The 24,626-nt window shown below is 60.7% G+C and carries 19 protein-coding genes; 11 read left to right on the forward strand and 8 right to left on the reverse strand.

The features are described 5' to 3' along the window. The first annotated feature begins 15 nt into the window (after positions 1-15). From HK28_RS00285 to recO, 8 genes are all read left to right on the forward strand, one after another. A complete protein-coding gene (locus tag HK28_RS00285; protein ID WP_086642792.1) occupies positions 16-810 on the forward strand; it encodes an MIP/aquaporin family protein in 795 nt (264 codons plus the stop codon). Between the two features lie 46 nt (positions 811-856). Beyond that, positions 857-2,344 carry a glycerol kinase GlpK gene (gene glpK, locus HK28_RS00290; protein WP_086642630.1) on the forward strand — a complete coding sequence of 496 codons (1,488 nt, stop codon included), beginning with the start codon at positions 857-859 and terminating at the stop codon, positions 2,342-2,344. A gap of 132 nt (positions 2,345-2,476) precedes the next feature. Continuing rightward, positions 2,477-5,911, forward strand: a complete 3,435-nt coding sequence (gene dnaE / locus HK28_RS00295; protein WP_086642631.1) for a DNA polymerase III subunit alpha — start codon at positions 2,477-2,479, stop codon at positions 5,909-5,911. Between the two features lie 52 nt (positions 5,912-5,963). Then, entirely contained in the window at positions 5,964-6,239 is a 276-nt protein-coding gene (locus tag HK28_RS00300; protein WP_086642632.1) for a hypothetical protein, read from the forward strand. Positions 6,240-6,381: 142 nt separating this feature from the next. After that, positions 6,382-7,500, forward strand: coding sequence for an aromatic ring-hydroxylating dioxygenase subunit alpha (locus HK28_RS00305; RefSeq protein ID WP_086642633.1), 1,119 nt, complete (start codon positions 6,382-6,384; stop codon positions 7,498-7,500). Positions 7,501-7,696: 196 nt separating this feature from the next. Further along, positions 7,697-8,488, forward strand: coding sequence for a 30S ribosomal protein S2 (gene rpsB, locus HK28_RS00310; RefSeq protein ID WP_035376409.1), 792 nt, complete (start codon positions 7,697-7,699; stop codon positions 8,486-8,488). 103 nt (positions 8,489-8,591) lie between these two features. Next, the gene (tsf, locus tag HK28_RS00315; RefSeq protein WP_086642634.1) at positions 8,592-9,497 is read left to right on the forward strand and encodes a translation elongation factor Ts; all 906 of its coding nucleotides are present in this window, start codon (positions 8,592-8,594) and stop codon (positions 9,495-9,497) included. 40 nt (positions 9,498-9,537) lie between these two features. Then, the gene (gene recO / locus HK28_RS00320; protein ID WP_086642793.1) at positions 9,538-10,275 is read left to right on the forward strand and encodes a DNA repair protein RecO; all 738 of its coding nucleotides are present in this window, start codon (positions 9,538-9,540) and stop codon (positions 10,273-10,275) included. A gap of 39 nt (positions 10,276-10,314) precedes the next feature. Here recO and HK28_RS00325 read toward each other — a convergent pair whose 3' ends face one another. From HK28_RS00325 to HK28_RS00360, 7 genes are all read right to left on the reverse strand, one after another. Then, a complete protein-coding gene (locus HK28_RS00325) occupies positions 10,315-10,878 on the reverse strand; it encodes a glycine zipper family protein (RefSeq protein ID WP_233140265.1) in 564 nt (187 codons plus the stop codon). A 380-nt stretch (positions 10,879-11,258) separates the two neighbouring features. Next, a complete protein-coding gene (locus HK28_RS00330) occupies positions 11,259-12,242 on the reverse strand; it encodes an MDR family oxidoreductase (RefSeq protein WP_086642635.1) in 984 nt (327 codons plus the stop codon). A 13-nt stretch (positions 12,243-12,255) separates the two neighbouring features. Next, positions 12,256-12,912, reverse strand: coding sequence for a TetR/AcrR family transcriptional regulator (locus HK28_RS00335; protein WP_086642636.1), 657 nt, complete (start codon positions 12,910-12,912; stop codon positions 12,256-12,258). 105 nt (positions 12,913-13,017) lie between these two features. After that, complete coding sequence (locus HK28_RS00340; protein WP_086642637.1) at positions 13,018-13,446, reverse strand: hypothetical protein; 429 nt, start codon at positions 13,444-13,446, stop codon at positions 13,018-13,020. 203 nt (positions 13,447-13,649) lie between these two features. Continuing rightward, on the reverse strand, positions 13,650-14,579 hold the full coding sequence (locus tag HK28_RS00345) for a lysophospholipid acyltransferase family protein (protein WP_086642638.1): 930 nt from the start codon (positions 14,577-14,579) through the stop codon (positions 13,650-13,652). Positions 14,580-15,010: 431 nt separating this feature from the next. After that, entirely contained in the window at positions 15,011-16,366 is a 1,356-nt protein-coding gene (locus HK28_RS00355) for an AarF/ABC1/UbiB kinase family protein (RefSeq protein ID WP_086642640.1), read from the reverse strand. A gap of 1 nt (position 16,367) precedes the next feature. Then, the gene (locus HK28_RS00360) at positions 16,368-18,218 is read right to left on the reverse strand and encodes a M3 family oligoendopeptidase (RefSeq protein ID WP_086642794.1); all 1,851 of its coding nucleotides are present in this window, start codon (positions 18,216-18,218) and stop codon (positions 16,368-16,370) included. Positions 18,219-18,375: 157 nt separating this feature from the next. Here HK28_RS00360 and lepA point away from each other — a divergent pair, with 157 nt between their 5' ends. The 3 genes from lepA to HK28_RS00380 all read left to right on the forward strand — a co-directional run bounded on the left by lepA (position 18,376) and on the right by HK28_RS00380 (position 24,064). After that, positions 18,376-20,181 (forward strand): translation elongation factor 4, encoded by a 1,806-nt coding sequence (gene lepA, locus HK28_RS00365; RefSeq protein ID WP_026397825.1) that lies wholly within the window; start codon positions 18,376-18,378, stop codon positions 20,179-20,181. Positions 20,182-20,268: 87 nt separating this feature from the next. Then, a complete protein-coding gene (locus HK28_RS00370) occupies positions 20,269-21,024 on the forward strand; it encodes a sulfite exporter TauE/SafE family protein (RefSeq protein WP_086642641.1) in 756 nt (251 codons plus the stop codon). 661 nt (positions 21,025-21,685) lie between these two features. Continuing rightward, complete coding sequence (locus HK28_RS00380; protein ID WP_143217266.1) at positions 21,686-24,064, forward strand: TonB-dependent siderophore receptor; 2,379 nt, start codon at positions 21,686-21,688, stop codon at positions 24,062-24,064. A 145-nt stretch (positions 24,065-24,209) separates the two neighbouring features. Here the strand turns inward: HK28_RS00380 and HK28_RS00385 are convergent, their stop codons facing one another. Continuing rightward, on the reverse strand, positions 24,210-24,611 hold the full coding sequence (locus tag HK28_RS00385; protein ID WP_086642796.1) for a VOC family protein: 402 nt from the start codon (positions 24,609-24,611) through the stop codon (positions 24,210-24,212). Positions 24,612-24,626: the final 15 nt, after the last annotated feature.

The raw sequence follows: 24,626 nt of genomic DNA on the forward strand, positions 1-24,626 counted from the left end.
AAAAGCGGACCTGTCATGAGCGAACAGAAGAAGTATCTGGGAGAGTTGATCGCCGAGTGTGTGGCGGTCTTTATCATCATCCTTTTCGGCGATTCAGTCGCCGCAATGTACAGCCTGTATGACCCAAGCCCGTACAAGACCGCCTACTGGGGCGTATGCATCGTCTGGGGCCTTGGCGTCACGGTTGCAATTTACGCCACCGGTGCAGTGTCCGGCACGCACGCGAACCCGGCCGTAACGGTCGCTCTGGCGACCTATCGTGGTTTCCCATGGCGTAAAGTCGCTCCCTACATCGTGGCGCAGGTGATCGGCGGCTTTATCGGGGCTGCGGTCGTATACGCGCTGTTCGCTCCGGTCATCGAGCACTTTGCCGCGGCGCAGCATCTCGACTTCATGCATGACGGAGCTGCCGCAGGCGTGTTCTTCACCCATCCGGGTGATTACGTGACGCCGATGCATTCGTTCTTCGTGCAGATTGTGCTTACTGGCATTCTGGTGTTCGGTATTTTCGCGATTACCTGCGAGTTCAACACCATGGCCCCACAGGCCAATGCGGGCGCGCTGATCATTGGCCTGCTGGTCGCGATCATTGGTGCCTCCGCCGGTTACCTTGACGCGTGGGCGATCAACCCTGCTCGTGACTTCGGTCCGCGTCTGTTCTGCTACCTCGCTGGTTGGGGCCCCTCGGCGATCCCCTCTCCCGGCAATTACTGGTGGGTGCCTATCGCCGGGCCGCTGATCGGCGGTCTGGTCGGCGCCGGACTTTACCAGTCGCTTCTGAAACCCTTCATGCCTCGCCCGGTCGCGTGATCGGCGAGCAGCCGAACCGTCTCTGAGACCCAAAGGAGTTGAAAAGATGATCAAGAAGGATCGCATCCTGGCCATTGACCAGGGCACGACGTCCACCCGCAGCATCGTTTTCGACGCTACCGGCGCTGAGTTGTCCGTGGCGCGTGAAGAATTCCGTCAGTACTATCCGCAGCAGGGCTGGGTCGAGCACGACCCTGAGGATATCTGGAAAGACGCGAAAAGCACTGCGATCGAGGCTATCGAGCGTTCCGGCGGCGTTGACCGGATTGCTGCGATCGGCATCACGAACCAGCGTGAGACTATCGTCGTATGGGACCGGGCTACCGGGAAGCCAATCCATAACGCGATCGTGTGGCAGGACCGCCGCACGGCCAAGCTGTGCGCGCAATTGAAAAAGGAAGGCGCAGAAGCTCTGGTGACGGAGCGGACGGGCCTTCTGCTCGATCCGTATTTCTCTGGCACCAAGCTGGCCTGGATTCTCGACAACGTCGACGGCGCCCGCGCTCGTGCGGAGAAGGGCGAACTTGCCGCCGGCACGATCGACAGCTTCCTTCTCTGGCGCCTCACCGGTGGGAAGGTTCATGCGACCGACATCACCAACGCCTGCCGCACGCTGCTGTTTGATATCCATAAGCAGGTTTGGGACAAGGATCTTCTCAAGCTCTTCAATGTGCCTGAGTCCCTGCTCCCCGAGGTCAAGGACAACAGCGGCGTGTTCGGAGAGACCGACCCGGCGCTGTTCGGGGAAGCGATCCCGGTTGCGGGCATGGCGGGCGATCAGCAATCCGCAGTCGTCGGACAGGCTTGTTTCCGTCCGGGGACGGCGAAGTCGACATACGGAACCGGCTGCTTCCTGCTGCTGAACACAGGGGACACGCCGGTCAAGTCCAGCAACCGGATGCTGACCACCATCGCCTATCGTATCGGCGGCAAGACCGCCTACGCGCTGGAAGGGTCGATCTTCGTCGCGGGCGCCGCGATCAAGTGGCTGCGCGACGGACTGCATCTGATCACGCATGCGTCTCAGACGGACGACATGGCGACGCGCATTCCACACAGCCATGGCGTCTATATGGTGCCGGGTTTTGTGGGGCTCGGCGCGCCCCACTGGGAACCGGACGTGCGCGGCCTGATCTGCGGCCTGACGCTCGACGCCACGGAGGCGCATATCGCGCGTGCGGCTCTGGAATCAGTGGCTTTCCAGACTCTGGACCTCGTTGCGGCGATGACGCAGGACGGCGGCGGCGCGGCGAACACCCTGCGCGTTGACGGCGGCATGGCGGCCAATGACTGGTTCTGTCAGTTTCTGGCGGACATGTTGCAGGCGAAGGTCGAACGCCCGAAGCAGATCGAGACCACCGCGCTCGGCGCAGCCTATCTGGCTGGCATCGGGGTCGGGCTCTGGGCCGGGCTGGAAGACGTCACCAACGCCTGGGAGCGTGACGCCCTGTTCGAGCCGAAAATGGACGCGGCTCAACGCAAGACCATGATCGACGGCTGGCACGTCGCAGTTCGCCGCGCGTTGCTGCAGTGACCATGTAACCGCCCCGCTTCCTCAGCCAAGGGGGTTTTGGGCGGTTGCTGAGGCCCGGGCGGTTTCGTCGTGCTGGCGGAATCGCCGCCCCACCGGATGTCGGATGGGGCGACGGCGTGTTATCCTTGCAGGATGCCCTACGCCGATTTTGTCCATCTCCGCGTCCATTCTGCCTACTCGCTCAGTCAGGGAGCGATCCGGATCCCCGAAATGGCGGCGCTCGCGCGCGGCATGGACATGCCCGCCGTGGCGATAACCGATACGGGCAACCTGTTCGGCGCTCTGGAATTTTCCCAATATTGCAGCGGCAAGGGCGTGCAGCCGATCATCGGTTGTCAGGTGGGTTTGCCTTCGCGCGACGACCGTCCCGGCGCGCAGTCGGAGCCCGTAGCGCTGCTGGCGCGAAACGCCACCGGGCTTGCGAACCTCCAGTTTCTCTCCTCAGCAGGATTTCTGGACAGCGACGCCAGCGATCCGTTCGTGACGCTGGACGTTCTCGCGGATCATGCAGAGGGACTTTTCCTGCTGACGGGAGGCACGCGCGGCCCACTGTACCGCATGCTCGCGGAGGGGCAGGAGGCGGAAGCCGAAGCTTGGCTCGCGCGGATGCGTGAGGCGTTCGGCGATTCAGTCGCTGTGGAGTTGCATCGTCACGGCTTGCCGATAGAGCAGGCAGTGGAGCCGGGCGTGATCTCGCTTGCGGACCGGATGCGACTGCCGCTGGTTGCGACGAACGAATGTTTCTTTCCCAAGCCGGAATTTTACGAAGCCCACGATGCGTTGATCTGTATCGCGCAGGGGCGGACGATGGCGGAGAAGGATCGCTGGAAGGTCACGCCGGAGCACTGGTTCAAGCCCCCCGCCATGATGCGCGAGCTTTTCAGCGATCTGCCCGACGCGTGCGACAACACGCTCGCGATCGCTCAGTGCTGCGCCATCAAGGTCGAGACGCGCAAGCCTCTTTTGCCGATCTGCCCGAAAGTGCGCGAAGGCTCGACGGAGGACGAGACCTTGCGCGCCATGGCGCGCGAGGGGTTGGCGTCACGCATGGAGATTCTTTCGCCCGACGAGACGACACGGCGGGTGTATGAAGACCGTCTGGAGTTCGAACTCGACATCATCTCGAAGATGGGTTTCCCCGGTTATTTCATGATCGTCGCGGACTTCATCCAGTGGGCGAAGGCGCATGACATCCCGGTGGGGCCGGGACGTGGATCGGGCGCAGGGTCGCTCGCCGCATGGGCGCTGACGATCACCGATATCGACCCTATTCCGTTCAACCTTCTGTTCGAACGCTTCCTGAATCCGGAACGCGTGTCGATGCCTGACTTCGATATCGATTTCTGTCAGGACCGTCGGGACGAAGTGATCGCCTATGTGCGCCGCGAATACGGCGCGGACCGGGTGGCGCAAATCATCACGTTCGGAAAACTGCAGGCGAGGGCAGCCGTTCGCGACGTTGGCCGCGTGCTCGGCCTGCCTTACGGCATGGTCAACAAGGTAGCCGAGCTGATCCCGAACAATCCGGCGAACCCCGTGACGTTGAAGCAGGCGGTGGACGGCGAACCGCGTTTGCAGGAAATGCGCGATACGGACGAGGCGCTACGGCGTCTGCTCGAGATCGGGCAGCAGCTTGAAGGGCTTTACCGACACGCTTCCACTCACGCCGCGGGCGTCGTGATCGGCGATCGGCGTCTTGTCGAACTGGTCCCGCTGTATCGCGATCCGAAAAGCGACATGCTGGTCACGCAGTTCAACATGAAGTTCGTCGAGCAAGCGGGGTTGGTGAAGTTCGACTTCCTCGGCCTGACGACGCTCACCATTCTGCAGCGTGGCGTGAATTTTCTGAAAGGACTTGGCGTAGAAGTCGATCTTTCGAAAATTCCTCTTAACGATGCCCCGACGTACGAAATGCTGTCGCGTGGCGATACGGCTGGCGTGTTCCAGTTCGAAGGCGCGGGCATGCGCGACGTCCTCAAGCAGATGCGTCCGACGCGGCTCGAGGATCTGATCGCCGCCGTGGCGCTGTATCGTCCTGGGCCGATGGCGAACATTCCTGATTATTGCCGCAGAAAACACGGGGAGGCGTGGGAGCCGCCGCACGAGGAAATTCGCGAGATCCTGGAAGAGACCTATGGGATCATGGTCTATCAGGAACAGGTCATGCAGATCGCCCAGAAGATGGCGGGCTACAGCCTCGGCGGCGCCGATCTGTTGCGTCGCGCGATGGGCAAGAAAATCCGCGCCGAGATGGACAAGCAACGCGAGATTTTCACCGAGGGCGCGACAGGGCGAGGCGTCGATAAGGACAAGGCGGTCGAAGTTTTCGACCTTATGGCAAAATTCGCTGACTACGGCTTCAATAAATCTCACGCGGCTGCGTATGCTCTTGTGTCGTACCAGACAGCGTGGATGAAGGCGAATCACCCGGTCTCCTTCCTGGCCGCGTGCATGTCGCTCGCGCGGGAGCGCACGGAGAAGCTGGCGGCGTTGCGGCAGGAGGCGACGCGTCTGGGCATTGCGGTGTTGCCGCCGGATATCAATCGCTCAGGGCCGGATTTTACCGTTGAGCATCTGCCTGACGGCAAACTCGGCATTCGATACGCTCTGGCGGCTGTGAAGAAGGTCGGTCTCGCGGCCATGTGCGGCATCGTGGACACGCGCGGAGACAAACCGTTCGAAAGCCTCGCCGATTTCGCAGCGCGGGTCGATCCGAAGCAACTCAACAAGATGCAGTTGGAAAATCTGGCCAGAGCTGGGGCTTTCGATACGCTGGAGCCCAACAGGGCGCGTGTTTTCGGGTCGGTCGAGAGCATTTTGCGTCGCGCCCAAATGCGCGCGCAAGAAGCGGCGAGCGGGCAGGTCGGACTGTTCGGAGATGCGCCGGAAGCAGAGCCCTTGCGGTTGAGCCAGGACCCTGAATGGCCGGAGTTCGACAAGCTTTCTTACGAAGCCGATGCGATCGGCTTCCATATGTCTGGCCATCCGCTCGACGCGTATCGGGCGACGCTGCGCCGTCTTGGCGCAATTCCAATGGCCCGATTGACAACATCTGCCGAGAGCGGGGTGACGCGCGCGAAAATCGCCGGCTGCGTGATCGATCGCAAGGAGCGCCCGACGCGTAGTGGGGGCAAGATGGCGTGGGTGCGGCTGTCGGACGCCACTGGTGGCTGCGAAGTGACGCTGTTCTCTGAAATCCTGGGACGGACTCGTGAATTGCTGGTCGCGGGTAAGGCGGTGATGGTGACTGCCGAACTCAAGGTCGAGGGGGAAGCCGTTCGGATAACGGCCACCGACCTGCAGTCGCTGGAGGATGTAGCCTCGCAGGCTGGTGGAGAAATGCGGATCTGGCTGGATTGTGAAGACGCGGTGTCGGGTGTGCAGGCGATCCTGTCCCGACAACGCGGCGGCGTTGGGAGGGTGGTGCTGGTTCCGGCGATTGGAGACAGCAGGGACGTGGAGCTTCGCCTGCGCGGCGGTTACCGCGTCAGTCCGGTAGTGGGTCAGGCGCTGAAGAGCGTGATGGGTGTTACGAAAGTAGAAATGGGATCTTCAATCCAAGGTTGAAAAACTGTTGCCGAAATAATATTTTTATGGTTGTATTTGTCCGGGGTGTGACATGCAAATCTTAAGAAACGCTTTAGTCCAGACGGCGTCTGCAACCTATGAGAGTTCCGAGGGCCATGCGACGGCGCATGTTTCGGGCGTAGCTGCGGAGAAAAAGGCGTCGATTTCGGCAGACACGCCGCTTTTCAATCCGGCCTCTCATATCGATCCGGCGCTGGGCATCGTGGTTGTCGAGACTTACGGCACGAACGGCGTTGTCGAAGACCAGTACCCGACCGCCAGAATGATGGAGCAATACAGCCTCTACGGACTGCATCAGGCGTCCTGAATTTTTCTTTATAGGTAGTCTTTCTCTCGGCCTTCGAATGTTTTGCGTGGCTGCCATGCCCAGGCACACTTGCAACATCCTGTAACAGGTTCGATCCTCATCCTTCAGCGCCGTGACGTCGCGTGGAGGGACATCTGAAGCCATGCTGCAGGAAAGCCGCCAATTTGATGCGCCGAACGATCCACGTTCAGGCGTGACCAGCGACCATGTCGCGCGTAGCGGTCCCGACCTGCGGCGCGTCGATCTCAATCCGGATTTCTGGCTCCCCGTGGCCTGGTCGCATCAGGTCAGGCGGGGCAGGCCGTTCGCTGCGCGTTATGCGGGTGAGCCTCTGGTTCTCATACGCCCTGAGACTGGTCCGCTCTATGCGCTGGAAGACCGGTGCGCCCACCGTCAGGTTCCGCTGAGCAAAGGTAAGATCGAAGGCGAGACGATCCGGTGTTGCTATCATGGCTGGGCCTTTGATCGGAAAGGCTCCTGCGTCACCGTCCCTTATCTCAATAAGCCCGGAAACGGACGCGGCGTGCGTGCATATCCGTGCCGCGAAAGCGGGGGGCTCGTGTTCGTGTTTCCCGGAAATCCCGAACTTGCGGCCCGTACGCCCGTGCCGCAGCCGTGTCAGGTGGACAATCCGGAGTTCAAGACGCGTCGTTTCGATCCGCGCGTGGAATGTCACTACAGCTTCATGCACGAGAACCTGATGGATATGAACCATCAGTTCCTGCATCGCCGCCAGATGGGGCAGATCACTGCGCGTTTCATGGGGCAGGGCAAGGGCGAGGATTTTGTCGAGGCGCGTTACAGCTTTGCACGCAAGGGCGGCGACCAGCCGCTCGCGGAGCGTCTGCTGTTCGGCAAGCACAAGGATATCGACGTCAGCCAGCAGCCGGTCGACGAAATCGTGACCGTGCGAACGTCTTACCCTTACCAGACCTTGCAAATTCACGACAAGGATGGGGATCTGGTGATGGATCTCTGGGTCGCCTATGTGCCTCAGGGGCAGGATCAACTGACAACGCAGACATTCGGCCTGCTGTCCGTGAAGCGTCCTAAGTGGAAGTTTCTGCTGGATCTGGCGTGGCCGGTTCTCGGCATATTCACCGATCGGATTTTCCACGAAGACAAGGAAGTCGTGGAGATGGAGCAGCAGGCGTGGCGCGAACTGGGAGGCGACCATAATGTCGAGGTGTTTCCGGTGGTTCGCAACCTGAGGGATCTGTTGATCCGCTCCGGCGTCCCGGCGGTCAGGACCTCCCTCTGACACGGTGACGCTGGCTCGTCATGTCCGTTGCCCAGACGGAGTGACGCGAAGGGTTGCTTTTTTGGCCTGAAACCGCCATATGCGGCGCGTCCGCGTGGAGACGCGCGGGACTACGCACGCGGCGCGATTCCTGGTGTCCGACATTGTCGGGCCGATGCGCTGCGGAGGAATAACCGGAACTTAAGGATACCGCATCATGGCGATGCCCGATTTCACCCTGCGTCAGCTCCTCGAAGCCGGCGTTCACTTTGGTCACCACACCCGCCGCTGGAACCCGCGCATGGCGCCGTACCTGTTCGGCGTGCGTAATCAGGTCCACATCATCGACCTGCAGCAGACGGTGGTGCTTCTCGACCGCGCCCTGAAGGCCGTGCGTGACACCGTCGCTGGCGGCGGCCGTGTCCTGTTCGTCGGCACGAAGCGCGCCGCGGCCGATCAGGTCGCCGAAGCTGCGCAGCGTTGCGGCCAGTATTACGTCAACCACCGCTGGCTCGGCGGCATGCTGACGAACTGGAAGACCATCACGGGCTCCATCAAGCGTCTTCGTCAGATCGAAGACATGCTGGCTGGCGACACCCATGGTCTGACCAAGAAGGAAGTCCTCGACATCACCCGCGACAAGGAGAAGCTTGAGCGCTCCCTCGGCGGAATCAAGGAGATGGGCGGCCTTCCGGACATCCTGTTCGTCATCGACACGACGAAGGAGAAGCTGGCGGTCGAGGAAGCCAACAAGCTTGGCATCCCGGTTATCGCCGTCCTCGACAGCAACTCGAACCCGGAAGGCGTGACGTTCCCGATCCCGGGCAACGACGACGCCATCCGCGCGATCGAGCTGTACTGCAACCTCGTGTCGGGCGCCGTTCTTGACGGCATTTCCGCCGAGCTGAGCGCGTCCGGTCGTGACATCGGCGCGTCGGAAGAAGCGCCGATCGATCCTGCGATCGAGGCGGCTGAACTGGCCGCCGCCGAGGCTGCTCCCGCAGCCTGATGACGACGCTCCGGGATAATCCGGAGCGCCCCACGATTTTGAGCATGAACGCAAGCACGTCCCGCAATGGCGACGTGCTTGCCGCTATTCTGGAGATGGGACTATGGCGGAAATCACCGCAGCGCTGGTGAAGGATCTTCGTGAGAAGACCGGCGCAGGCATGATGGACTGCAAGAAGGCGCTGAACGAGGCGGGTGGCGACATTGAAGCCGCCATCGACTGGCTGCGCACGAAGGGCCTCGCCGCTGCGGCGAAAAAGTCCGGTCGCGTCACGGCCGAGGGCCTTGTCGGCGTCCTGTCGGAAGGCCGTCGCGGCGCGATGGTCGAAGTCAACGCCGAGACCGATTTCGTTGCGCGCAATGAGGCCTTCCAGGGCTTCGTCGAGTCCGTGGCGAAGGTTGCTCTGAAGGTTGGCGATGACCTTGAGACCGTGAAGGCTGCTGCTCTGGAAACCGGTCGCACGGTCGCCGAAGAGCTGACGCACCTGATTGCCACGATCGGCGAGAACATGTCGATCCGCCGCGTGCGCGTTCTGGAAGTTCCGTCGGGCGAGGTCGCGACCTATGTCCACGGCGCCCTGAAGCCGGGCCTCGGCAAGATTGGCGTTCTGGCTGCGGTTGAAGCGCCGACGGCCGGCGATGCGATCGTCGCTCTGGGCCGCCAGGTCGGCATGCATGTTGCGGCGACCCGCCCGGCTGCTCTGGACGTCTCCAGCATCGATCCGGCTGCGGTCGAGCGTGAGCGTGAAGTTCTTAAGGAGCAGGCGCGCGCCTCTGGTAAGCCGGAAGCGATCATCGAGAAGATGATCGAAGGCCGTATCCGCAAGTTCTACGAAGAAGTCGTTCTTCTGGAGCAGGTATGGGTGCATGACGGTGAGAGCCGGGTGAAGGCGATCCTTGATAAGGCTGGCGTCAAGCTCGCTGCGTTCGATCGCTTCCACCTTGGCGAAGGCATCGAGAAAGAAGAGAGCGATTTCGCCGCGGAAGTAGCCAAGGCTGCTGGCGGCTGAGGTCGGACTCACTCCGGTGACGAAGGAGGGCGGGGCTTCCCTGGAATGGGAGGCGCCCGCCCTTGTTCTTTCTACGGCCCCGTTTGGCGAGGCCGATCTGCTCGTTCACCTGTTTTCAGCAGAACATGGTGTCGTGCATGGTCTTGCGCGTGGCGGCGGCGCCCGGCGCAATGCGGCCATGTGGCAACCGGGAAATCTGGTTCATGCGCAATGGCGGGCGCGCTCCGCCGAGCAACTCGGTTCGCTTGTCGGTGAGACCGTCGCGGCAATCGCGGGCCGCGCCATCCAGTCGCGCATTGCCCTCTCATGCTTGTCCTCTATTTGCGTCGTCGCGGATCTGGCGCTGCCGGAGCGACAGCCGCATCCGCATCTGTTTGACGACACGGTAGCGGTGCTGTCCGCTCTTCCTCGGGAAGAAAACGCATTCGCAAATCTGCTCCGTTGGGAAATGGCGCTTCTGGCTGACCTGGGGTTTGCCCTCGATCTTTCGGTTTGTGCAGTGACGGGCGAGCGAGAGGGGCTGGCCTACGTCTCTCCGCGGACGGGCCGCGCGGTATCGCGGGACGCAGCGGGGATATGGGCGCAGCGTCTTCTACCGTTGCCGGCGTTGTTCATGGACCCGGCGGATTTTGGAACGCCGGAGCAATGGAGCGAAGGTTTGCGGCTCACTGGACATTTTTTGTGGCGTGACGTGTTCGGTCCACTCCACCGCCCACTACCCTCTGCACGTCAGCGTATCGCTGATTTAGCGCGTGCATTAGGCGAGCAGTCCGCCTGAATCGGCTTCAACCTGCCGCCACAGTCTCGATCCAGCAGGCTAGTAGCCCCCTGGACCTCCGCCATAGCCATAACCGCCATAAGGCTGCGCCGATCCGGGGGGCGGTCCCATGGGAGGGGTTGCGCCGCTCGGCGCGTAGGACGGCCGTTGGGCCATGCCGGGGATAAGGTTACCGTAGGTCAGCATGCATGCTGCGTAGACGTTGTCATACTGCTGTTGAATGCCGCCCTGAGCCCGGCTGGACGAGGCCATGCCCATTGCGCCTCCGACGGCGGCACCAGACCCCGCGCCGATCCCGGCGCCTGTGCCCGCATAGGATCCATGCCACGGATCTCCATAGGCCGACCCGATCGCGGCGCCCAGACCGGCTCCAATGGCTGTCGGGATCAGGGCGCCGACGATGGCGCGGTGGTTTGCGCTTTCCGCCTGTCCATGGACGGCGTTCGTCGCCTGAGATTTGCAGAAACCCGATTCCTGCGAGAACTGCGCGAAACTTTTGCCCGGCGGCGGCATCACGGGAACGGACGGACCATCCGGAGTGGTCGCGCACGCTGAGAGGAGTGCGGCAAATGCGAGTGTCGGCAGGGCGAGACGGGAGTTCATGCGCGGATCAAAGCTCAGCCAGAGGGGGTGGGCAAGAATAACTGCGTAACAACACACGCTACCATAGTTGCAAAGCGCATCTCTGTAACTATGCGTGCGTGGTGTAGGAGCGGCGTTCCGTGTCGGGCGAGCGGTAGTAACGTTCGCGCACTCACTCCGACTGTCGATGAGAAGCGTTGGCGACGAGCTGTGTGTCTGGGGCCTGGTGGGAACAAGGTTATGACGCGCCCGGCCGCTTAACTATTGTAGCGGAGCGATCCGGACGCGTCGAATTTTGCGTATATTCAGCCCAAGCTGAATTGGCAGGAAGGTGGACTGATCACCTTTTGGCTCCTGCCCCGGCGAGCATCTGGGTGGTGAGTTTTCGAAAAACGCCTTTTTTAGTCAAGCTTCACGACGACCCGTCCATGCAGTTTTCCGTCAAGAAGCGCAGCCGCCGATTCGGATACATCCCGTAACGAAATTTCTTTTGTCTGACTTTCAAGTTTTTCTACGTCGACGAGTTTCGCGAGTGCGTCCCATGCTTTGACCCGGCGGTCATGATCACACATCACGCTGTCGATGCCGACAAGGGTGACGCCGCGCAGGATGAAGGGGGCGACGGTCGCTGGAAAGTCCATTCCGGCGGCAAGGCCGCAGGCCGTAACTACGCCGCCGGGTTTCATGGAGGCGCAGACATTGGCCAGAACCTGACCACCGGCGACGTCGACAGCGCCAGCCCACCGTGCTTTCTCCAGTGGCTTCCCGGGTTTGCTGAAGTCCTCTCTGGGAAGAATCTCAGCGGCGCCGAGATGGGTAAGGTGGTCGCGCTCTGTCTCCCGTCCTGTCACGGCGGCGACGTGGTAGCCAAGGCGAGCCAGAAGCATGACTGCAACGCTTCCGACGCCACCGGACGCGCCCGTGACGATTACAGGCCCGCTTTCTTTCGTAACGCCTTGTTGCTGAAGCGCGAGAATGCAGAGCATTGCCGTGTAACCGGCTGTTCCTAACGCCATGGCCGAGCGGGTGGAGAATGCGGAGGGAAGCGGCGTCAACCACGCGGCGGGTACACGGGCTTTTTGCGCGAGCCCCCCCCAATGCTTCTCTCCAACTCCCCAGCCGTTGAGCAGCACGCGGTCGCCGGGAGCGTAGGCGGAGTTAGACGACTTTTCGACCACGCCTGCGAAATCGACGCCGGGCGCCATGGGGAATTGTCGAATGATCGGTCCCCGTCCTGTGATGGCGAGCGCGTCCTTGTAGTTGAGCGTCGACCATTCGACGCGAACGGTTACGTCCCCATCGGGGAGTGACGTTTCATCGACTTGCCGTACATGAACGCTTTGCTGTCCGTCGGGAGATTTTTCTATCAACAGGGCGTCAAACATTGAGAGGTTCTCTTCAGAAGGTTGATGAAGCGTCGTTTGTCTGATTGGATGGCGACAGCCCGCCGCGAACGAGCGCGAAGAAGCCGTTTGCGAAAATGTCGAGTGGTCGTGAAGAACGTTCCATACGCGCGCGGAGCACAGCGCCTTCCCACCCGATCCAGAAAAAATTCGCCCAGATTTGGGCTCGTTCAGCGTCGAATTCTGTGAGGCAGGCTGCCAGACGTCGCTCCCACTCGCGCATGACGTTCTGCAACGCCAGTTGAAGGCTCTCGGGAACGGAGGAGAATTCCTGTGTGAGGTTCCCGATCAGGCAACCGCGTCGAAAGTCATGCCGCGTCATGCCGGCGGCTGCGTCGGCGACAAAGTTCTCCACCCGCCTTAGGGGAGGGACGTCTCTGTCTGTCAGCCATTTGTCCAGTTTGGCGTTGAAATAGTCAGCGTAGGAGTCGATCAGGGCCAACCCCAATGCCTCTTTACTGTCGAAGTAGTAATAAAACGAACCCTTGGGCACGCTTGCGTCTTTAAGGATCGTGTCGAGTCCCGTTGCAAGAAACCCCTGTTCAGTAAGGGCCGCCACGCCCGCTTGCAAAAGTCGTTCGCGCGTAGCTGCGTGCGTGTTGGTGCGTCCGGGGGGGCGTCCTCTGCGCCGGGTAGGGACGGTTGCGTCCATGGCGTAATATTGTAGACGATCGTCTAATTAAACAAGTTGCGAAGCAGCAGAGTGAGATCAAGAAAATGAGAGGGGTCGCGCCAACGCCACTTGGCGCGGGGGGATTCAAAAAGGAAGAGCGGAAAAGTCGGGGTCTACCCAAGTACGTCTGGCGACGGGACTGAAAAGAATCGGGCGGGTCCAGTAGGACAGAAGCCAGTCCGAGCGCCCGAGGGGTGACGCCATGGTGTGACCGAGCAGGATATGCAGCGGCGTCTCCGGCGCGTGTGTCGTCAGATGATGCCGGGCGCCTCTCAGGGACGCCTGCGTGATGGTGTGGTGATAGCCGCTGACATCGGTGTTCGGCGTGTTGGTGGCGTCATTGTAAGTGGTGATGAGGGCACGTAACGCGTCCGGGGTCGTGAGCTCAGGGCGCTTTCTCAAAAGCCACAAGGTCGCTGCAAAGTGGGCTTCATGCGTCCACTCGTGTTTGGGAAGGCTGTAATCGAGCAATCGGTGGGCGAGATGTTCGATGGCGTCGTCTGAAAAAACCATGGTCCGATGCCTCTCGCGCGGTGTTGTGGGCAGAGGCCGCCAGTTGGATCGAAACCTGACGTTGGCAGGACACAGCGGACTCGGAATTCGCCGAGATTACGCATGAGACCGCGCAGCCGCAAACATAGGCTCGAGTTTATCAAGGCAGATTTGCGAAAAACGTTCTCATGATAAGCGCAGGAGTGAAGGGGTGGTCGCGTCCATCAGCGTGAGGTTGCGGTGGCCTCGTGCTTGGGCCATCTGCGATGAAACCACAGCCATTGGTGTGGTTCATCCTTGACCCATCGTTCGACATGCGCGTTGACGAGTTTCATGATGGAGAGCTCGTCCGCCGCGCGCTCTCCTGTCTTCGTAATTGTCAGGGCTGGTTCACAAATAAGCTGAAAACGTGCGGCGCCGAGCCGTACGACCCGGATGGGCACGATGTCGCGCTGAAAGCGCATTGCCAACTGCGCGAGGGCAGGCGCGGTCCACGCATCCTTGCCGAAAAAAGGGACGGCGATGCCATCGTTCATTTTCTGATCGACGAGAAGACCGACTGTTCCGCCTGAGGCCATGTGTCCGACGATGGATCTGGCGCCACGAGATCCCTTGGGGAACATTGACGTTCCATTTCCTGCTTCATGGCGGATGCCCTGAACGAGGCGCTCGACGATCGGGTTCGACGCCGCACGGTAGACCCCGCCGACCGGCAATCCCAAAGCGCCTGCAATGGGAAGGATCATTTCCCAATTTCCGACATGAGCGGAAAAGAAAATCGGAGGCTGTCCATTCCGCCATGCGGCTGCGATATGTTCCTCTCCCGCGATTTCCCATCCCGGTCCGCTGGATGTGCGAGCGAAGTTTCGAAGATGGGAAAACTCTCCGATTACGCGGCCAAGATTGTTCCAGGCTCCACGCACGACCTGCTTTCTCTCCCTGTCTTCCATGTCAGGGAAAGCGATTGCCAGATTCTGCATTCCCGTTCGCGTGGATGAGAGAAAAGGACCGATAAATCCGGCTAGTTTCGCGCCGACATGAGAGGCCTGAGCCGGGCCGATAAGTCGCATCAGGCCGACTGCGCCGTTGAAACTCATTTCCGTCATATAAGCCCGGAAGCGGCGGCTTCGGGACGGCGTGATGTCCGTAATCATAAATTCACGCGATAATTTGGAGAGTTTCCTAGAAAATCAAGACACGCGCGCCCAGCCGGGCAGCACGATAGCGCGCCGCGAGTCGACGTCCGGTGGGCGTTCATCGGGTGTATCCTGTTATGGGGGGCAAACAGGAATGTCCTGTGCGTCCTGTATATCACATATTTTTCTTTTGACGCGTTACGAACAGTTTCGACGCGTCGCACAAGCGCACCAGCCGCAACTTGAATTGCGGCGGGTTGAAAAATGCCGAGGCCCAGCCAGCGTGGCGATTGCGCTTGATCGTGGTAGAGAAGGGATGCTCCGAACATGCGCCCATCGGGACGCTGACGGACATAACTTCAGGGGGGCGTTAACACGAGGATTGTACGCGTGTGCGCGTGGCGTAGCAGGAGCAGAGAAAACAGCCGTGTAAGCCTGAGCGCACTGACTTACACGCCGACTTTTACCCCGGCCTCCTGAAGCGCCGCCTGTTGACGGCGTGCGAGGTCGTCCTCATTGAAATCCGCAATCAGGTCCTGGAACATTCGGTGCCAGTTCAATTTCGCGCCCAGACGCATGAATACGGAGCCAAGCCCGATGGCGGAACGATCCACCAGAACAAATTCGCGCGGCGGTTTCACGCCGCCCGTGCGCTGCAGTCCTGCGTGCACTCGCGCGGCGATATCCCGACCGAAGATTGTACCTTCGTCCTCCTGAATGGCGCGCTCACGATCCTGCATCAAGGGTTCGTAGAGAAAGCTGGCCCACTCGTTGAGCACCGTCATCGTGTCACGCGACAGATTGCTGAAGCCCCACATTTCGTAGGCATGTGCGGTCCGATCGAGATCGCCGACCCGGAGGCCTTCGCAAAGTTCGATGATGCCGCGCACGAAGCGCGGACGAAACACACGGATTGCGCCAAAGTCCAGAAGATTGAATCCGAAATCGTCGCGGACGGTGAAATTGCCCATGTGCGGGTCGCCATGGATCACCCCGTAGCGATAGAGCGGCACATACCAGGCTTCGAACAACGCGCGCGCCATGGCGTTGCGCTCTTCCTGTGACGGGTTTGTGTCGAGCACCGACTGTAAAGAACGCCCATCCACCCATTGCATCGTCAGTAGGCGTCGCGTGCAGAGATCGGGGACCGTGCGGGGTATGGTGACGGATTGAGAGTTCCGAAGCATTACACCGTAAAGCCGCAGGTTCGCGGCTTCGCGTGTGTAGTCCAGCTCTTCGCGCAGGCGCTCGGTCAGTTCCTCGATGACGTCGTCCTGCCTTATGGCGTTGTCGAGGCGATGGTAGACGCCCATCGCCATGCGAAACTGCTTGAGATCGGCTTCGACCGTCGTCGTCATGTCGGGATATTGCAGCTTGCAGGCGACGATTTTCCCGTCAGGCAGGACGGCCTTGTGGACCTGTCCCAGACTGGCGGCGGCTGCGGCTTCCTGTCCGAACTGCTTGAAGCGCTGCTGCCAGTTCGGGCCGAGTTCCGTGCTCATGCGGCGGCGGACGAAGCTCCACCCCATGGGTGGGGCGTTCGACTGGAGCTGCGACAGCTCAAGCGCGTAATCGTCGGGCAGCGCGCCCGGAATTGTTGCGAGAAGCTGAGCCGCTTTCATCAACGGACCCTTGAGGCCGCCGAGAACGCCTTTCAGATCCTCGGCGTGCGCGGCGCTGCCTCCGGTAATGCCGATGCGATGACCGGCGATGCGCGCCGCTATGCCGCCAACCGTTCCGGTCGTGCGCACCATACGTCGCAGCTCGCCGAAAAGGCCGCTGTCGTCCAGATCGCGCCCGGCCATGTCAGGCGTTCTCCAACTGATCTATGAAGCCGGAAATAACGTCCAGCCCCTTGCGCCAGAAGGCGGGGTCGCTGGCGTCCAGCCCGAACGGCGCCAGCAGTTCCTTGTGGCGCAGCGTGCCGCCTGCTTGCAGCATGGCGATGTATTTATCCTGAAAGCCCGAGCCGTTTTCGCGATACACGCCATACAGGGCGTTCACCAGACAGTCGCCGAACGCGTATGCGTAGACGTAGAACGGCGAATGGATGAAGTGCGGGACGTATGACCAGTACGTGTCGTAATCCGGCGTGAAGTTGAAAGCCGGTCCGAGGCTTTCGGTCTGCACCTGCCGCCACAGTTCGCCGATCCGTTCTGGAAGAAGCTCGCCGTCGCGACGTTCATTATGAACGAGGCTCTCGAACCGGTAGAAGGCGATCTGTCGGACGACCGTGTTCAGCATGTCCTCGACCTTGGACGCCAGCATCAGCCGTCGTTGCGTCGGGTCTTTCTCGGCGTCCAGCAGATGCTGGAACGTCAGCATCTCGCCAAAGACGCTTGCGGTTTCGGCCAGCGTCAACGGGGTCGCAGACATGAAATAACCCTGCTCCCCCGCAAGCGTCTGATGCACACCGTGCCCGATTTCGTGCGCAAGGGTCATGACGTCGCGCGTGCGGCCGCGAAAATTCATCAGGATATAGGGATGAGCGGACGGCACCGTCGGGTGCGCGAAGGCGCCGGAGGATTTGCCCGGCACGGGCGCCGCGTCGATCCATGGCTTGTCGAGAAAATCGCCGACGATCGATCCAAGGCGGGGATCGAAGCCATCATACGCTTGCCGCACGATGCGCGTCGCCTCGGGCCACGAAATGTCGCCCTCATTCATGCCCGGCAGCGGCGCGTTGCGATCCCAGTGCTCCAGCTTCTCAAGCCCGAGCCACTTCGCCTTGAGCGTGTAATAGCGATGAGAGAGGCGTGGGTAATCGGCGACGACGGCGGAGACCAGAGCGTCAACCACCTCGTCCTCGACCATGTTCGAGACGTTGCGGTAGGATTCGGGGCGCGCGTAACCGCGCAGCTTGTCCGAGATCGCCTTGTCCTTGGCCAGCGTGTTGGTGACCAGAGACAGAAGGCGCAGATTGTCCTGCAGCGTGGCGCCGACCGCCTTGGCTGCGCGCTCACGCACTGCATGGCTGGGGTCGGACATTCGGTTGAGTGCATCGCCGAGCGTCAGGGAGGCTCCGTCGAAGGGCACGCGTAGCGCAGCGAGGTGCTCGTCATAAAGGCGGCGCCACGCGCTCGCGCCGGTGACGGATTTCTCCAACAGCACCTGCTCGATGTCGTCGGCGAGCTGATGGGCGCGGAACATGCGCAGATCGCGCAGGAAGGGACGCCAGCGGGCCAACTCCGGCGTCTGAAGCTTCAGTTCGAGATCCGCGTCCTCGATCCGGTTCAGTTCCAGCGTGAAGAACAGCAGGCTGGAGGAGATGTCCGACAGGCTCTCCGTCACCGACTGGTTGAATTTGGCCACGCCTGCGTCCGACATGTCGGCTGAGAACGACAGGGACGCGAAGGAGCCGATCCGGCCAAGCGTCTCGTCGATGGCTTCGTAGGTCTCGATCGCCCCCGCGAGTTCCTTGCCGCTCAGGCTGGCGACGCGACCGCGATATGCGTCCTGAAACGCGCGGGCGTCTTCGGCTGCGCGCGTCCTGTCGGCGACGAGTTTCTGCGAGTCGGGGGCGGGGTAGAGATCGGAGAGATCCCACCGTGGCGGCTCGCCTTCGTTCAGGCGCGCCGACGGGCCGTTCGCGCCGTCTGGAGAGAAGCGGAAATCAGAGGTCGATCCGAGATGGGGACGCGAAAGTTCATAAGCCATGCGGGAACTGTAGCGCGGCCTCAAACAGGAGGCGAGACCACGCCGCGCGGCGCCTCTTCATTACTTTGCGCGCGCGGAGCCGGGCATGGGTTCGGCAGGTGAATCTTTGCGCATCTGGATGGCTGACTTTTCCCGGTTTATCGCCTATGGGACGCGCATGACCGATACCTCGCTCCAGTTGATCCGTAACTTTTCGATCATCGCCCATATCGACCATGGCAAGTCGACGCTGGCCGACCGCCTGATTCAGGCCTGCGGGGCCTTGTCCGCGCGCGAGATGACCAACCAGGTCCTCGACAACATGGACATCGAACGCGAGCGTGGAATCACCATCAAGGCGCAGACCGTGCGCCTGACCTATCCGGCGAAGGACGGCAACACTTACGTCCTCAACCTGATGGACACGCCGGGCCATGTCGACTTCGCCTACGAGGTCAGCCGATCCCTCGCGGCGTGCGAGGGGTCGTTGCTGGTCGTCGACGCCTCGCAGGGCGTTGAGGCGCAGACGCTGGCCAACGTGTATCAGGCCATCGATGCAGGCCACGAGATCGTGCCGATCCTCAACAAGGTCGATCTTCCGGCGGCTGAACCGGAGAAGGTGAAGGCGCAGATCGAGGAAGTGATCGGTATTCCCGCCGACGACGCGGTCGAGATTTCGGCCAAGACGGGCCTGAATATCGAAGGCGTGCTGGAGGCCATCGTGACGCGCCTGCCGCCGCCGGTCGGCGACGCGGAGAAGCCGCTGAAGGCGATGCTGGTCGACAGCTGGTACGACCCGTATCTTGGCGTCGTGATTCTGGTCCGCATCAAGGAAGGCCGCCTGCGCAAGGGTGCGCGTATCCGGATGATGTCCAGCGGCGCCGTGCATATGGTCGATCAGGTTGGCGTTTTCGCCCCGCGCATGGTCGCTGTGGATGACCTTGGGCCGGGCGAGATGGGCTACATCAACGCCGCGATCAAAACAGTCGCGGACTGCAATGTCGGCGATACGATCACGGACGACCGCAAGCCTGCCGATGAGCCTTTGGCTGGATTCAAGCCTTCCATCCCTGTGGTGTGGTGCGGCCTGTTCCCGGTCAACGCCGATGATTTCGAGAAGCTGCGCGACAGTCTGGCGAAGCTGCGTCTGAACGACGCGTCGTTCCATTATGAGGCGGAGACGTCAGCCGCGCTTGGCTTCGGCTTCCGCTGCGGCTTCCTCGGGCTGCTGCATCTGGAGATCATTCAGGAGCGTCTGTCGCGCGAGTTCGATCTCGATCTGATCGCGACGGCGCCGTCAGTCGTGTATCACATCACGCGGACGAACGGGGAAACCGAAGATCTGCACAACCCGGCGGACATGCCGGATCCGTCGCTGATCGAGCGGATCGACGAGCCCTGGATCAAGGCGACGATCATGGTGCCGGACGAGTATCTGGGCTCGGTCCTGACGCTGTGCTCTGAGCGGCGCGGGACGCAGGTCGACCTCACCTATGTCGGCAACCGCGCGATGGCGGTTTACCGCCTGCCGCTGAACGAGGTGGTGTTCGACTTCTACGACCGTCTGAAGTCCCTGACTCGTGGGTACGCCAGCTTTGACTACCAGATGGACGGATACGAAGAGAGCGATCTCGTCCGCATCTCCATTCTGGTCAACCAGGAGCCGGTGGATGCGCTGTCCTTCGTCGCGCATCGCTCGGCGGCGGAAAGCCGGGGGCGGGCGATCTGCGCTCGGCTGAAGGACCTGATCCCGCGTCAGCTGTTCAAGATCGCGATTCAGGCGGCCATCGGTTCGCGCGTCATCGCGCGCGAGACGATCGGCGCGATGTCCAAGGACGTCACCGCCAAGTGCTATGGCGGCGACATCTCGCGCAAGCGCAAGCTGCTGGAGAAGCAGAAAGAGGGCAAGAAGCGCATGCGGCAGTTCGGCAAGGTCGAGATTCCGCAAAGCGCGTTCCTCGCAGCTCTCAAAATGGATCGCTGATAGCGGGTTCAACCATCGGTTTCACGTTGTCGCGCGTCCGGGCCGCGCGGCCTTGAACCGCGACGACGTCCGGCGCAGCGTCGGGCGATGGACCATCTTTCGCTGCTGTTCATAGCCGGGACGCTGGCTGGCGCGATGAACGCGCTGGCGGGCGGCGGCTCGCTCGTCATGTTTCCCGCATTTCTGGCCGCGGGTCTTCCTCCCGTGACTGCCAATGCTTCCAGTACGGTCGCCCTTTGGCCGGGAGGAGCCGCAAGCGCCTGGACCTATCGCGCCGGTCTCCATCCGGTGTGTGGGGTTTCGCTTCAGCGCCTCGCGCCCGTCACCCTTGTCGGCGGCTTGGCTGGCGGCCTGTTGCTGCTTTTCACGCCGGGTCGGGCGTTCGACGAGATCGTGCCGTGGCTGCTGCTTCTGGCGACGCTCGCACTGGCCTTTGGCAGAAGGGTAGGGGACTCGCTGCACGGCAAGCTGCCTCGCGGTCCGATCCTGCTGATTCAATTCGGGTTGGGCGTCTATGGCGGCTATTTCGGAGGCGCGGTCGGGTTGATGATGCTGGCGGCGTGGTCGTTGCTCGGCGAACGGGACATCAAATCGCTTAACGGGCCGCGAACCCTGATGGTTACGCTGGCGAACACAGCCGCTATTGCGGCCTTCGTTGTTGCGCATGCCATAAGCTGGCCCGGCGTGATTGTCGCCCTGCTCGGTGGATTGCTGGGCGGCGTGCTGGGCGCACGGTTGGGGCGTCGTCTGCCGTCAGGCGTCGTTCGCGCGATGACTATTACCGCGACGGCTTTAGTGACGGCGGCGTTTTTCGCTCGCCTGTGGTTTCCGGGTGTTATCTGACCTGACCTGACGAGGCGTCCGTTTTGGATGGGGAACATGGCCGCTTAGCGCAGGCCGGAAATGAGGCCTGAGGTCATCAGGCGACACGATATCAGTCCTTCGCATGATATGATTCCGTCATGGCAATAACGTTGGAAGTTTGTATCGCTGTCTGTGGCGAGGGAAAGCGGCGTCGCTGACCGCCCGGTTTGAAGGCGGACGTCATGAAAGATGAACCTCGCTGATGGAGTCGGTTCCCGAATGTCGTCGTTGGCGAGGCGCATAGCGATGATCCTCGTGTCGATAAGCTCTCGGAGCAGCGGACATGGCTGGCTATTTCGTCAAAAACGGACTGCGGGGATCTTCGGAAAAGCATCTCTCTGTTTCGTAAAATATAAAAATTATCGAGTGTTTTCTCATTGATCCGAGGGAGGGAGCTGGAACATAGCCGCGCGGAGAAAACAATCTTTAGGCGGGGACAGCGTCCGCCGGAGCTACCATCGGAATTAACTGACGGAACGTCTCAAGAGACGTGTGGTCGGCTGTATTATTTTTGCATCACCCTGCGGTTGTATACGGTCCGATACAGAAATGTGTCTGTTTGTATATAGACATCCCGGAGCGCGCTTGGCAGAGAGTTGAACTGTTCCTTTCCCAGCTCAGTCGCGGACTCTGCCCACTTATGCACGACCGTTCTTACAATCCGTTTTGTATCGGCATGCTTGCCACATTCCTGCTGACAACATCAGCGCTGGCTGCCGCGCCGGCTCCGGCTTCCGCTCCTGAGAAGAAGATACAACCCGCCAAGTCAGCCACGGCAAAAGTCGGCGTGAACAAGGTCGCCCAGGGACCAAAATCCGCTTCCACGACCCCGATCGCGGGGACGCTTGACGGTTCAGGCGGCGAAACGGTCACGGTTCACGGTCATCATGTGGCCGACGGCGCCCATGCCAGGTATATGAATAAAACCGTCTATCTGGGGCCGCTGGGTAACCGCGACACGCTGGATACGCCTTATTCCATCATGGGCGTCCCGCACGACGTCATCATCAATCAGCAGATCCGCAACCTGAACGACATGGCGCAATATTTGCCGTCCGTGCAGCTGGAGGTCCGGGGCGACCCCAACACCTCTCGTCCGCAATCGCGCGGCTTTGAGGCCGATGTTGTCGCTAACTCTCGTCTGGACGGCCTGAACGTGGTGTCGACCACGCCTTATCCCGCCGAACAGGTCGATAACCTGCAGGTTCTCAACGGGCTTGCCGGCGCAATGTACGGACCCCAGAATCCGGCTGGCGTCTTCGAGTATACACTAAAACGTCCTACCGACCGTCAGACGGAAAGGTTCTCGATCGGCGTTGATTCCATAGGCACCCCAACGGTCAATGGCGATATTTCTGGTCGCGTGGGTCGGAATGGCTGGTTCGGATATCGTTTGAACCTGTTGCACGCAAACGGCACGTCCTACGCACAGGGTAGCTGGCTGCGCCGCGATATGGTGAGTGGCGATTTCGATATTCATCTTGACAATAAAACGGTTATCGAAATCGACGCCAGTCATTACACCTATGATCAGCGCGGCGGGGCGCCTGCGTTCGGTATTCTGGCGACAGGCGTTGGTGGAGATAAATTGCCCGAGGCCCCGGACCTCAGCAAGCGTCTGGCTCCAGACTGGAGCGGGTACCACATGGAGACCAACACGTTTCTTGCCAAAATCAAGCATGAATTCAACGAGAACTGGAGCTTTACGCTCGGCGGTCTCTATCAGGATGCGGCGCGGCAATCTTTCGGCGTAACCGATACGCTGTGCGACGGCAGCAGCACCTGTGGCGGACGAAAGGGCAGCGATGGCTGGTACAGCTCGAAGGCGACCGCCACCACGACCGCAGATGATTTTCGTGTTGGCAGCAACATGGCCTATATTAATGGGCGCGTTCACACTGGCCCCATCCAGCATGACCTCGTCATAGGCACCAATGGTTATATGATGGGGAATTACAACCCGGTGGCCGCCGTGACCAGCGCGCAGAACTTGGGTTTGGGAAACCTGTATGAAATCACGTCAAACAAAGGTTCGCAGCCCTATTACCGTGGACGCTACAAATCCAGCAGTGTGACCAGCCAGTCTTTTATCGTGGGCGACACCATAAAATTCAACGAACACTGGTCGATTATGGGCACTCTTTCCTGGAGCTGGATCAACCAGGAAGGCGCGCTTAACGCCCAAAGCGCTCTGAGAAAAACATTTGACACGTCTGCGGCTTTTAGTCCGACAACCAGTCTGATTTACAAGCCGACCAAAAATCAGACTCTCTATTTTACCTATGGGCAATCAGTTGAAGCTGGCCCTGTCACGCCGAACAGCGCCAGCTACACCAACACGAATATCGCTCTCCCGATCGCGCACTCGGAAGAGTACGAAGTGGGCTACAAGCTGCGATACAAGAAAATGCAGGTAAACATTGACGGGTTTCGGATGACATCGCCGTACGCCCTGTATGTTTCCGCATCGAACCCAACGGGTTGCGCGGCAGGAAGCAATTGCCAGACTTACGAATATGGCGGCACGCAGCGGAATTATGGCGTCGAAGCCCAGATTTCCGGCGAAATTCTGCCAAACCTTTCTGTTCTTGCAGGCATGACATGGCTGGACGCGGAACTGGTCAAGGCGTCCTCTCGGTCTCTCAACAAAAAGGAAATTGTCGGCGCGGCTCCGCTTCAGGCGAACATATTGCTGGATTACCGACTGCCGGCTTCGATGGGCGCTTTCGCATCCGGATGGGCCTTCAACGCCGGCGTCCATTACATGGGCAACCGCGCCGCCAACGTCACCAACACATTGCAGACCGGGTCTTACACGACGCTGGAATTGGGCACGCGTTACGCGTTCAACGTGTATCGTTTCCCCTGGGTCGTGCGTTTCGGCGTCAGTAACGTCACAAACGAGCGGTATTGGGCGTCTGTTTACACCGGCGCGCCAAGCGGCACATCTGGCGCGTCCTCCAGCCTCTACGCGGGATTGCCACGCGTCTATCACTTCACTCTGTCGGCCGAGTTCTAAGGAAGCGTCTGTCAGGCGGCGCCGGCAGCCGCCCGACGTCGTCGCCTGGCCGATGATGTAGTCTCTCTGTTTGCCGGGAGATGCCGAATGCTTGAGGCTTGGTGATCCAAGATCTCAAGTAACGGTTTTAGCGGAAAATACGCTCTCAGAGAGAGCGTCCGGGCGCGCCGCGTTGCAGAACCTCGATCTTGTAACCGTCGGGGTCGGAGATGAAGAAAAACTTCCCGACAAAGCGATCGCCACAGGAAAGCTCTTTGATGGGCAACGGATTCAGCCCGGCGCGTTCAATACGTTCGTGCTCCGCCTCCAGATCGTCGACTGAAACCGCGAGGTGCCCATAGCCGTCGCCGAGTTCGTAAGGACGGTCGCGGTCGTTGTTAATCGTCAATTCCAGCTCGAAGCTCTGCGCATCATTTGACAGGTAGACAAGAGTGAAGCCGTCGAACGCGAACCGTTCGGCGACCTTCAGGCCGAATGCTTTTTCATAAAAATCCAGAGAGGCCTGCTCATTGAGCACCCGGATCATTGAGTGAATCATTTTCGCCATGGTGGTGGGGTCCTT

The sequence above is a fragment of the Acetobacter sp. DsW_063 genome (assembly GCF_002153745.1).
Classification (GTDB): Bacteria; Pseudomonadota; Alphaproteobacteria; order Acetobacterales; family Acetobacteraceae; genus Acetobacter.